Source organism: Kitasatospora sp. NPDC002227, assembly GCF_040296285.1.
Lineage (GTDB): Bacteria > Actinomycetota > Actinomycetes > Streptomycetales > Streptomycetaceae > Kitasatospora.
Genome location: NZ_JBEOWY010000098.1, coordinates 1 through 11,132 on the forward strand (window position 1 = coordinate 1; position 11,132 = coordinate 11,132).

The 11,132-nt window shown below is 71.7% G+C and carries 9 protein-coding genes and 1 rRNA gene; 5 read left to right on the forward strand and 5 right to left on the reverse strand.

What is annotated here, in order from left to right:
- Nucleotides 1–68: ribosomal RNA gene (gene rrf / locus ABT095_RS38955) — 5S ribosomal RNA — on the forward strand; the annotation flags it as partial.
- Nucleotides 69–140: 72 nt separating this feature from the next.
- Here the strand turns inward: rrf and ABT095_RS38075 are convergent.
- The 3 genes from ABT095_RS38075 to ABT095_RS38085 are packed head-to-tail and all read right to left on the reverse strand — an operon-like array spanning nucleotide 141 to nucleotide 1,938.
- Nucleotides 141–659, reverse strand: coding sequence for a hypothetical protein (locus ABT095_RS38075; protein ID WP_350534216.1), 519 nt, complete (start codon nucleotides 657–659; stop codon nucleotides 141–143).
- Nucleotides 656–1,120, reverse strand: coding sequence for a GNAT family N-acetyltransferase (locus ABT095_RS38080; protein WP_350534217.1), 465 nt, complete (start codon nucleotides 1,118–1,120; stop codon nucleotides 656–658). The genes ABT095_RS38075 and ABT095_RS38080 overlap by 4 nt, the downstream gene beginning before the upstream one ends.
- A gap of 29 nt (nucleotides 1,121–1,149) precedes the next feature.
- Nucleotides 1,150–1,938: a VOC family protein gene (locus tag ABT095_RS38085; RefSeq protein WP_350534218.1), complete on the reverse strand. Its 789-nt coding sequence runs from the start codon at nucleotides 1,936–1,938 to the stop codon at nucleotides 1,150–1,152.
- Nucleotides 1,939–2,096: 158 nt separating this feature from the next.
- Here ABT095_RS38085 and recD2 point away from each other — a divergent pair, with 158 nt between their 5' ends.
- The 3 genes from recD2 (at nucleotide 2,097) to ABT095_RS38100 (ending at nucleotide 7,103) form a co-directional block, all read left to right on the forward strand.
- Nucleotides 2,097–4,343: an SF1B family DNA helicase RecD2 gene (gene recD2, locus ABT095_RS38090; protein WP_350534219.1), complete on the forward strand. Its 2,247-nt coding sequence runs from the start codon at nucleotides 2,097–2,099 to the stop codon at nucleotides 4,341–4,343.
- A gap of 227 nt (nucleotides 4,344–4,570) precedes the next feature.
- On the forward strand, nucleotides 4,571–5,860 hold the full coding sequence (locus tag ABT095_RS38095; RefSeq protein ID WP_350534220.1) for a citrate synthase: 1,290 nt from the start codon (nucleotides 4,571–4,573) through the stop codon (nucleotides 5,858–5,860).
- Between the two features lie 511 nt (nucleotides 5,861–6,371).
- The gene (locus ABT095_RS38100; protein WP_350534221.1) at nucleotides 6,372–7,103 is read left to right on the forward strand and encodes an SDR family NAD(P)-dependent oxidoreductase; all 732 of its coding nucleotides are present in this window, start codon (nucleotides 6,372–6,374) and stop codon (nucleotides 7,101–7,103) included.
- A gap of 13 nt (nucleotides 7,104–7,116) precedes the next feature.
- Here ABT095_RS38100 and ABT095_RS38105 read toward each other — a convergent pair whose 3' ends face one another.
- Both ABT095_RS38105 and ABT095_RS38110 read right to left on the reverse strand, forming a co-directional pair.
- Entirely contained in the window at nucleotides 7,117–9,348 is a 2,232-nt protein-coding gene (locus tag ABT095_RS38105) for a heavy metal translocating P-type ATPase (RefSeq protein ID WP_350534222.1), read from the reverse strand.
- Nucleotides 9,349–9,408: 60 nt separating this feature from the next.
- Nucleotides 9,409–9,627 carry a heavy-metal-associated domain-containing protein gene (locus ABT095_RS38110; protein WP_350534223.1) on the reverse strand — a complete coding sequence of 73 codons (219 nt, stop codon included), beginning with the start codon at nucleotides 9,625–9,627 and terminating at the stop codon, nucleotides 9,409–9,411.
- A 190-nt stretch (nucleotides 9,628–9,817) separates the two neighbouring features.
- Here ABT095_RS38110 and ABT095_RS38115 point away from each other — a divergent pair, with 190 nt between their 5' ends.
- Complete coding sequence (locus tag ABT095_RS38115; RefSeq protein WP_350534224.1) at nucleotides 9,818–11,005, forward strand: PP2C family protein-serine/threonine phosphatase; 1,188 nt, start codon at nucleotides 9,818–9,820, stop codon at nucleotides 11,003–11,005.
- Nucleotides 11,006–11,132: the final 127 nt, after the last annotated feature.

Consider the following 11,132-nt stretch of genomic DNA (forward strand, 5'->3'; position numbering starts at 1 on the left):
AAGCTAAGCCTCACAGCGCCGATGGTACTGCAGGGGGGACCCTGTGGGAGAGTAGGACGCCGCCGAACAATTTTTCAGAGAAGCCCCGACCGGGAGACCGGTCGGGGCTTTTCGCATTTCCGGGGATTTCCACCGGAGCATTACCGCGGCACGTGAACGGAATCGCGTACGGCCTGCTCCCACATCCCGATCCCGGCGCGGAGAAGTTCGCGCGCAGCAGCGGTCTCCTCCGCCGTCCAGGCCTCCTCGCCATGGTCCGTCGCGAAGACGTTGCGGCGGAAGAGGAAGAGCTTGTCGTAGGCGCTGTCCTGGACGGCATCCCGTGCGGGGAGTGAGGCGGCGGTCTTCACGCTGCGGGCGAGGTCCTCGAGGGAGTTCCACGCGTCCAGGAGCAGGCCGGCCGACATGTGGCCGGGCAGCCGGTGCTCGACCCACCGCCGTACGGTGTCCAGGTCGAGAACGGTTTCTTCCTCATCCTCCATGAACTCGTGGCCGATGAGGGCACAGTGCTTCCGCAGCGCCTGGTACCCGGCGAAGGTGAGGAGCCGTCCGCCGTCGTCGACGGCCAGGGTGTCCTTGGCGTCGCCCTCGCCGCGGTGCCAGAGCAGTAGGACGTCCTCGGTTCTGCTGCTGATCCGGTAGGGGTAGCTGTCGGTCATCGGGAGAGCGACAGCTTGAAGCCGATGTGTGAGCCGGTGAAGCCCAGGTGCTCGTAGAAGCGGTGGGCGTCCGTCCTGGTGTTGTCGGAGGTGAGCTGGACGAGGTCCGCGCCGAGTTCGCGGGAGCGGGTGATGGCCCACTCGATGAGCTGGGTGCCGAGGCCGGTGCCGCGTTCGGTGGCGGCGACGCGGACGGCTTCGATCAGCGCGCGGGTGGAGCCCTGGCGGGACAAGCCGGGGATCAGGGTGAGCTGGAGGGTGCCGACGATCTGGCCGGCGCGGGTGGCGACGGTGAGGTGTTGGTTGGGGTCGGCGGCCAGGGCGGTGAAGGCGGCTTCGTAGGGGGTGAGGTCGTCCGGCGACTCGCGGGTGGCGCCCAGGGTGTCGTCGGCGAGGAGGGCGACGATCGCGGGGAGGTCGGCGCGCTCGGCCGGGCGGAGGAGCAGGGGGTCCGTGGTCATGATCAGGAGCTTAGAGCGGTGAGCCGGCGTCACTCCCCTGGGGCGGCGCTGGTGATGACGGCGAAGTGGGCGCCGTGCGGGTCGGCGAGCTGGGCGAAGCGGCCGACGCCGTGGGCCTCGGTGGCGGGGAGGAGGACGGCTCCGCCGAGTTCCTGGGCCTTGGCGACGACCGCGTCGGTGTCGGGGACCTCGAAGTACGGGAGCCAGTGGGAGACGACGCCGGCGGCGGTCTGGGCGGGCTGCAGGGGCATGATGCCGCCCTGGCCGTCGTCGGTGCCGCCGGAGCCCGGGGTGAGCACCGTGTAGGTGGTCTCGCCGAAGGGGACGTCCTGCTCCTGCCAGCCGAAGACGGCGCGGTAGAAGGCCTTGGCGGCCTCGGGATCGGCCGTGTAGAGCTCGGTCCAGCAGAGGCTGACGGGTGCGGTGACGAGATCCAGGCCGAGGGTTTCGCCGGGCTGCCAGACGGCGAAATCGGCGCCGGTGGGGTCGGTGTAGCCGGCCAGGCGGCCGGCGGTGAAGACGTCCATCGGCTCGAAGCGGACGGTGCCCCCGGCGGCGCGGACGTGCTCGGTGACGGCGTCGGCGTCCGTGGCGGCGAAGTAGAGCGTCCAGGCGGACCGGGCGCCGGGAGAGAGGGGGCCGAGGGCGGCCACGGTGCGGTCGTCCTGCTGGAAGAAGCCGTAGCCACCGGCTTCCGGGCCTGCGGAGAAGAAGGACCAGCCGAAGAGGGCGCGGTAGAAGGTGGTGGAGGCGGAGGTGTCCGGACTCCCGAGGTCGATCCAGTTCGGGGCGCCGTGGGCGTAGTCGGTGGTGAGCATGGGATGTGCTCCTTCGGCGGTCCGTCCGGGCGGACGCGCGTGTTGAGGGCCCCCTCTCGCATCGTCGGCCCTGTTCGGGGCGGTGACAACCGCAGTACCACGCTGTCGGTGCCGGGCGGTACGGTGCGTAGCGGGCGGTGACCGGAGGGAGTGGCGGGATGGACGCACAGCGGCGGGCAGTGGAGGCGCAGGGGGCCGCGGTGCCGCGTCAGCTCGCCCAGGTGGAGGGGGTGCTGGAGAGGATCACCTACGCCAACGAGGAGACGGGCTATACCGTCGCCCGGGTGGACACCGGGCGTGGGGCGAACGACCTGCTGACGGTGGTGGGGGCGCTGCTGGGGGCGCAGCCGGGGGAGTCGTTGCGGCTGCACGGGCGGTGGGGGTCGCACCCGCAGTACGGCAAGCAGTTCGTGGTGGAGAACTACACCACCGTCCTGCCGGCCACGGTGCAGGGCATCCAGCGGTACCTGGGCTCGGGGTTGATCAAGGGGATCGGGCCGCGCTTCGCGGAGCGGATCGTCGAGGCCTTCGGGGTGGAGACCCTGGAGGTCATCGAGACCGAGCCGAAGCGGCTGATCGAGGTGCCGGGGCTGGGGCCCAAGCGCACGAAGATGATCGCGGCGGCCTGGGAGGAGCAGAAGTCCATCAAGGAGGTGATGGTCTTCCTGCAGGGGGTGGGGGTGTCGACCTCGCTGGCGGTGCGGATCTTCAAGAAGTACGGCGAGAGCTCGATCGGGGTGGTGAAGAACGAGCCGTACCGGCTGGCGGCGGACGTGTGGGGCATCGGCTTCCTGACGGCGGACAGGATCGCGCAGGCGGTGGGCATCCCGCACGACAGTCCGGAGCGGGTGAAGGCGGGGCTGCAGTACGCGCTGTCGCAGAGCAGCGACCAGGGGCACTGCTACCTGCCGGAGGAGCGGTTGATCGCGGACGGCGTGAAGCTGCTGCAGGTGGACGTCGGGTTGGTGATCGACTGCCTGGCCGAGCTGGTGGCCGAGGAGGGGGTGGTCCGGGAGGCCGTGCCGGGGGAGGCGGGGGAGCCGGTGACGGCGGTGTACCTGGTGCCGTTCCACCGGGCGGAGGTGTCCCTGTCGAACCAGCTGCTGCGGCTGCTGCGCGCGGAGACGGACCGGATGCCGGGCTTCGCCGAGGTGGACTGGGAGGCGGCGCTGGGCTGGCTGGCGCGGCAGACGGGGGCCGAGCTGGCGCCGGAGCAGCGGGATTCGGTGCGTCTCGCGCTGACCGAGAAGGTCGCGGTGCTGACCGGCGGTCCTGGGTGCGGGAAGTCGTTCACGGTGAAGTCGATCGTGACGCTGGCGTTGGCGAAGAAGGCCAAGGTGGTGCTGGCGGCGCCGACCGGGCGGGCGGCGAAGCGGCTGGCGGAGCTGACGGGGGCGGAGGCGTCGACGGTGCACCGGCTCCTCGAGCTGCGGCCGGGCGGTGAGGCGGCGTACGACCGGGACCGGCCGCTGGACGCGGACCTGGTGGTGGTGGACGAGGCCTCGATGCTGGACCTGATCCTGGCCAACAAGCTGGTGAAGGCGGTGGCGCCGGGGGCGCACCTGCTGTTCGTGGGGGATGTGGACCAGCTGCCCTCGGTGGGGGCCGGCGAGGTGCTGCGGGACATGCTGGCCGAGGGCGGGCCGATCCCCTCGGTGCGGCTGACCCGGATCTTCCGGCAGGCGCAGCAGTCCGGTGTGGTGGTGAACGCGCACCGGATCAACGAGGGGCTGCCGCCGGTCACGGACGGCATGGCGGACTTCTTCCTGTTCGCCGAGGAGGACACCGAGCGGACGGCGGGGCTGACGGTGGACGTGGTGGCCCGGCGGATCCCGCAGAAGTTCGGCCTGGACCCGCGCCGGGACGTCCAGGTGCTGGCGCCGATGCACCGGGGCCCGGCGGGGGCGGGGAACCTCAACACGCTCCTGCAGGCGGCTGTCACGCCGGGCCGGGAGGGCCTGGCGGAGCGCCGCTTCGGGGGCAGGACGTTCCGGGTAGGTGACAAGGTCACCCAGATCCGCAACAACTACGAGAAGGGCCGGAACGGGGTCTTCAACGGCACCGTGGGGGTGGTGACGGAGCTCAGTGTGGAGGACCAGCGGCTGACGGTGCGCACCGACGAGGACGAGGACGTGCCGTACGACTTCGACGAGCTGGACGAGCTGGCTCACGCCTACGCTGTGACGATCCACCGCTCGCAGGGGAGTGAGTATCCGGCGGTGGTGATTCCCGTCACTACCTCGGCCTGGACGATGCTGCAGCGGAACCTGCTCTACACGGCCGTCACCCGGGCGAAACGACTGGTTGTGCTCGTCGGGTCACGCAGAGCGATTGCACAGGCTGTGCGGGCGGTCAGTGCAGGTCGGCGGCACTCCGGGCTTGATCATCGGCTGTCGACTGGATGATTGTCCAATGAGCCTCTGTTCATTGAGGTTGTCTTGACGTGAAGAGATTTAAGGCGGAGCCTAGATTGGCGCCGATCTTGTCCGGTTCGTACCGGCTCCGGCGCAAGCTTTTGTAGGGCGAAGCCCTTCCAGGGCAACCCCGGGTGCGCGGCTGTCCCTCGATTGGGGGATGGTAGAGACAGTCAGGGCACCTTGGCAGAGGACTTCATTTCGTCGGTGAGGAAGACGTGAGCGACAACTCGGTAGTACTGCGGTACCAGGACGGCGAGTACGAGTACCCCGTCGTCGAGAGCACTGCGGGCAATGCCGGCTTCGACATCTCGAAGCTGCTCCCGCAGACCGGCCTGGTCACCCTGGACAACGGCTTCGGAAACACCGCTGCCTACAAGTCCGCGATCACCTTCGTGGACGGGGACAACGGCATCCTGCGGTACCGCGGGTACCCGATCGAGCAGCTCGCGGAGCAGGGCAGCTTCATCGAGACCGCGTACCTGCTGATCAACGGCGAGCTGCCGAACGGCGAGCAGCTCCAGGCGTTCAATGCCGAGATCACCCAGCACACCCTGCTGCACGAGGACGTGAAGCGCTTCTACCAGGGCTTCCCGCGTGACGCGCACCCGATGGCGATGCTGTCCTCCGTGGTCGGCGCGCTCTCGACCTTCTACCAGGACAGCCACAACCCGTTCGACGCGGCCCAGCGCCACCTGTCGACCGTGCGCCTGCTGGCCAAGCTCCCGACCATCGCGGCCTACGCGTACAAGAAGTCGATCGGCCAGCCGTTCGTCTACCCGCGCAACGACCTCAGCTACGTCGAGAACTTCCTCCGGATGACCTTCGCCGTCCCGGCCGAGGACTACGAGCTCAACCCGGTGGTCGTCAACGCCCTCGACAAGCTGCTGATCCTGCACGCGGACCACGAGCAGAACTGCTCGACCTCCACCGTGCGCCTGGTCGGCTCCAGCCACGCCAACCAGTTCGCCTCGATCTCGGCCGGCATCTCGGCGCTGTGGGGCCCGCTGCACGGCGGTGCCAACCAGGCCGTGCTGGAGATGCTGGAGCAGATCCAGAAGGACGGCGGCGACGTCGACGCGTTCATCACCAAGGTGAAGAACCGCGAGGACGGCGTGAAGCTCATGGGCTTCGGTCACCGCGTCTACAAGGCCTTCGACCCGCGCGCCGCGCAGGTCAAGCTGCTCGCCCACGAGGTGCTCGGCCAGCTCGGCAAGTCCGACGAGCTGCTGGAGATCGCCCTCAAGCTCGAGGAGCACGCGCTCAACGACGACTTCTTCGTCTCGCGCAAGCTCTACCCGAACGTGGACTTCTACACCGGCCTGATCTACCGCGCGATGGGCTTCCCGACCAGCATGTTCACCGTGCTGTTCGCCCTCGGCCGCCTGCCGGGCTGGATCGCCCACTGGCACGAGATGATCAACGACCCGACCAGCCGCATCGGCCGTCCGCGCCAGATCTACACCGGCGTCGAGATCCGCGACTACGTCGAGCTCGGCGACCGCTGAACGTTCTGATGCTCTGACGCTTTGACCGAGAGGGCCCGGCTGCTTGAAGCAGCCGGGCCCTCTCTCGTACGCGGCGCACGACGCCTGGGGGCGACGCTGGGTCGGGAACGGCCGCTCAAAGCGTTCCCGGCCCGGCCGCCCCCGGCGTCGTGCGCGAAGGCCACCGAAGTGATCGGCAGCCGTCACGGGGCCCGCCGGAGCCCCGTCGGCGACAGAGCGATGGTCGCGCATGAGCGTGCTGCCGTTCAACACGCGGGCGCACATCGGAACCTGCCGCACTACAAAAGGTAAGACGTAACAGCCTCTGCAAAGTTACGCCTGGGGGGTGTGAATTGGCTCTCGCCACGCTCCGTGTGCGGGTGGTGTCCTTCACATAGCACACGGCTTCCGACGCGCGTCCTCACCCTCCCCGCACCGGCCGCAACCCAGCGTGATAGGAATCGTGGCATTCCGGTACGGACCGCCCGCCACCAACAGCTGCGCGCGGCCGGACGGGGGAGGGAGCGCGCAGATGGCCAGGCAGGACGCCAGGAACATCGTCGTCACGGGCGGTGGCACCGGGATCGGGTTCGAGGTCGCCCGCAGGTTCGTCGACCTGGGCGAGCGGGTCGTCATCGTGGGCCGGCGCCGGTCGGTCCTCGAGCGCGCCGCCGTCGAGCTCGGCCCGGACGTCACCCCGCTGGCCTGCGACCTGGCCGACCCGGACGACGTGGAGGCCGCGCTGGCCTCGCTGCCCGCCCAGGTCGACGTGCTGGTCAACAACGCCGGCAGCCGGGAGACGCCGATGGGGGCCGGCCCGCACGCCGTGCTGGCCCGCTGGCGCGGGGACTTCGAGCGGAACGTGCTCACCGCCGTGCTGCTCACCGAGTCGATCCGGGACCGGCTGACCCCCGGCACCGGGCGGGTCATCACCGTCAGCTCGATCGCCGCCCTGCGCGGGGCCGGCTCGTACGGGGCCGCCAAGGCCTCGCTGCACGCCTGGAACCACTTCCTGGCCGCCCAGCTCGGCGCCTCCGGGATCACCGCCAACATCGTGGCGCCGGGCACCGTCTCGGGCACCGAGTTCTTCGGGCCCCGGCTGGACGAGGCCGAGGTCTCCCGCCGGGCCGCCCGGACCCTGCTCGGGCGGATCGGGGAGCCCGGCGAGGTCGCCGGGGCGGTGGTCTTCCTGGCCTCCGAGGACGCCCGGTTCATCACCGGGGAGATCCTGCACTGCAACGGCGGCGAGCTGCTCGGCCGCTAGGCGGCCTTGCCCCTCAGCCTGCTCGGAACCGCCGCAGCCGGAGGCTGTTGGTGACCACGAAGACCGAGGAGAAGGCCATCGTGGCGCCCGCCACCACCGGGTTGAGCAGCCCGGTGGCCGCCAGCGGGATGGCCGCGACGTTGTAGGCGAAGGCCCAGAACAGGTTGCCCTTGATGGTGGCCAGGGTGCGGCGGGCCAGCCGGACGGCGTCGGCCGCCACCCGCAGGTCGCCCCGCACCAGGGTGAGGTCGGCCGCCTCGATCGCGGCGTCCGTGCCGGTGCCCATCGCCAGGCCGAGGTCGGCCTGGGCCAGCGCGGCGGCGTCGTTGACCCCGTCGCCGACCATGGCCACCGAGCGGCCCTCGGCCTGCAGGCGGCGCACCACCGCGACCTTGTCCTCCGGGAGCACCTCGGCCACCACCTCCTCGATGCCGACCTCGGCGGCCACCGCCTCGGCGACGGCCCGGTGGTCACCGGTGAGCAGCACCGGCCGCAGGCCCAGCGCCCGCAGCTCGGCGACGGCCTCGGCGCTGGTGGGCTTCACGGCGTCGGAGACCACCAGGAGGCCCCGTACGGCGCCGTCCCAGCCGACCGGCACCGTTGTGCGCCCGGCGGCCTCCGCGGCCGTCCGGGCGGCGCCCAGGGGCCCCGGGAGGGCCTCCTCGGCCAGCAGCCCCCGGCCGACCGTCAGCTCGCGCCCCTCGACCAGCCCGCGCACGCCCCGGCCGGGCAGGGCGCGGAACTCGCTCACGGGCGGCAGCGCGCCGAGCCGCTCGGCGGCGGCCCGGGCGACGGCGGTGGCGATCGGGTGCTCGGAGGCGTGCTCGACGGCCCCGGCGAGCCGCAGCACCTCCTCCTCGGTGGTGCCCTCGGCGACGTGGACGGCGGCCAGCGTCATCGTGCCGGTGGTGACGGTGCCGGTCTTGTCGAGCAGCACGGTGTCGACCCGGCGGGTGCTCTCCAGCACCTCGGGGCCGCGGATCAGGATGCCGAGCTGGGCGCCCCGGCCGGTGCCGACCAGCAGGGCGGTCGGGGTGGCCAGGCCCAGGGCGCAGGGGCAGGCGATGATCAGCACCGCGACGGCGGCGGTGAAGGCCTCGGCGGGGCTGCCGCCGGTGAGCAGCCAGCCGACCAGGGTGCCGAGCGCGATCAGGATCACCACGGGCACGAAGACCGCCGAGATCCGGTCGGCGAGGCGCTGGGCGGCGGCCTTGCCGCTCTGCGCCTCCTCGACCAGCCGGGCCATCCGGGCCAGCTGGGTGTCGGCGCCGACCCTGGTGGCCTCGACCACCAGGCGCCCGCCCGCGTTGACGGTGGCGCCGGTGACCTGGCTGCCGACGGTGACCTCGACCGGGACGGACTCGCCGGTGAGCATCGAGGCGTCCACGGCCGAACTGCCCTCGACCACCACACCGTCGGTGGCGATCTTCTCGCCGGGGCGGACCACGAACCGGGTGCCGACGGCCAGCTGCGCGGCGGGCAGCCGCAGCTCGCGGCCGTCGAGCAGCACGGTGACCTCCTTGGCGCCGAGGTCGAGCAGGGCGTGCAGGGCGGCCCCGGCGCGGCGCTTGGCGCGGGACTCCAGCCAGCGGCCGAGCAGGATCAGCGTGGTGACGGCGGCGGCCGTCTCCAGGTAGAGCGTGCCGGCGGCCGAGCCGGGCTCGGCGGTGAGCGAGAAGGAGTGCTTCATGCCGGTCATCCCGGCGTGGCCGAGGAAGAGCGCCCAGACGGACCAGCCGAAGGCGGCCAGGGTGCCGAGCGAGACCAGGGTGTCCATGGTGGCCGCGCCGTGCTTCAGGTTGGTCCAGGCGGCGCGGTGGAAGGGCAGGCCGCCGTAGACGACGACCGGGCCGGTGAGGGCGAAGGCGAGCCACTGCCAGTTGTCGAACTGCAGGGCCGGGACCATCGAGAGCAGCACCACGGGGAGGGTGAGCACCGCGCTGATCCGCAGGCGTTCGAGAGCGGGATCGGGGGGCTGCGCGGCGGGGGCTTGCTCGACGGGCTCCGGGGGCGGGGGGAGCTCGGCGGTGTAGCCGGTCTTCTCGACGGTGGCGATCAGGTCGGCGACGCTCACTTCGGGCGCGTATGCGACGTGGGCCTTCTCGGTGGCGTAGTTGACGGTGGCGAGGACACCGTCCAGCCGGTTGAGCTTCTTCTCGATCCGGGCCGCGCAGGAGGCGCAGGTCATGCCGCCGATGGCGAGCTCGACCTGGTGGCGGGGGGCCTCGGTGGTGGTGCCGGTCATGCTGCTGTGCTCCTTGCTGGTGCCGGCCGCCCCACGGGTGCGGGGCGGCCGGCCGGGGGGTCAGGCCGCGCGGCCGACCAGCTCGTAGCCCGCCTCGTCGACCGCGGCGCGCAGGGCCTCCTCGTCCAGCGGCGCCTGCGAGGAGACGGTCACCGTACCGGCCTTGGCGTCGGCGGCGACCTCGGTGACGCCCTCCAGGCCGGAGACCTCGGAGGTGATGGACTTCTCGCAGTGGCCGCAGCTCATGCCGCTGACGTTGTAGGTGATGGTGCTCGACATCGGTGCCTCCGGAGTTGTCCTTGAGTAGCGTGCGGTGTGTGCGCGGCTTGCCCTCGCTCCAACCATCGTACCCCCAGGGGGTATTCCCCGAGAGGCGGGACCACCGCCCGCAACAGAGGGTAGTTGATCCGTGACGTACCGCGCTCACGGGCGCGGCGCGCGGGTGCGGTTGGTCCGATATGTTCGGTACGTGCTCCGGATTCGACGTGCCCAGGCGCCCACGGCCCCGAAGGCCAGTGCGCTGCCACCGGCCCGGCGGGAGCGCGCGATCCTCGCGACCGACCTGCAGGATCTGTCCCTCACCCGGCGGGCCGCCCCGGCCGTCCTCTCGATGCTTGCCGTCACCCTCGCCGACCTGCTCTCGGGGCGGGACCGGTACTTCGCTCCGCTGATGGTCGTGGTGCCCTCGATCGCCGCGCTCACGCTGCGCCCTGTCGAACTGCTGCTGGTCTGCCTCGCCGGGCTGCTGATCCTGCTCGGGCTCTCGCACTACGACCGGATGGACAACCTGCACGACAGCCGGTTCCTGTTCGGGGCGCTGCTCAGCTTCGCGGCGCTGAGCCTGGTGAGCGCCTGGGTGGCCCGGCTGCGGATGCGGCGGGCGGCCGAGTTCGCCGCCGTCAGCTCGGTCGCGGAGGCGGCCCAGCGGGCGCTGCTGAGCAGCCCCGGCCCCTCGGTGGGGCCGCTGCGCCTGGGCGTGCGGTACGTGTCGGCGGCGGACGCCGCGCGGATCGGCGGGGACCTCTACTCGGTGCTCGACACCCCGCTCGGGACGCGGGCGCTGGTCGGTGACGTGCGCGGCAAGGGGCTGGGGGCGGTGCAGACGGCGGCGGTGGTGCTGGGCGCGTTCCGCGAGGCGGCGTACGACGAGAACGGGCTGTACGCCGTCGCGGAGCGGATCGAGGCGAGCGTGGAGCGGCACGTGCCGGACGGGGAGTTCACCACCGCGCTGTTCGCGGAGTTCCGGACGGCCGGTGAGGTGGAGCTGCTGCACTACGGGCACGTGCCGCCGATGCTGGTCAGCCGGGAGGGCACGGTGACGGTGCTCGAGGCGCCGGACCCGTGGGTGCCGCTGGGGCTCGGGAAGTTCGCCACCGGGCGGCCGGTCAGCCTGGCGCAGCCGTTCGGGCCGGAGGACGTGCTGGTGCTGTGCACCGACGGGGTGGTGGAGGCCCGGCACCACCGGTCGGGCGAGTTCTACCCGCTCGCGGAGCGGGCGGGGGCGCTGGTGCGGGGCGCCGCGCGCTCCCCGGCCGAGCTTGAGGCCGCGGTGGGGCGGCTGTTCGGCGACCTGCTGAGCCACACCGGCGGGGAGCTGGGGGACGACGCGCTGCTGCTCCTGATCACCTGGGCGGAACGGGACCGGTCGCGCCCGTAGGGGGCCGGTGGGTCTCCCGGCCGGCCCCCGGGCGGGTCAGACACCCCATGACGTTTGAGGTCAAGCGGCATGGAGGTGGGCGTGGTGCGACCAGGCGGTCGCTTCGTCGTATCGGGTGCGGGTCTTG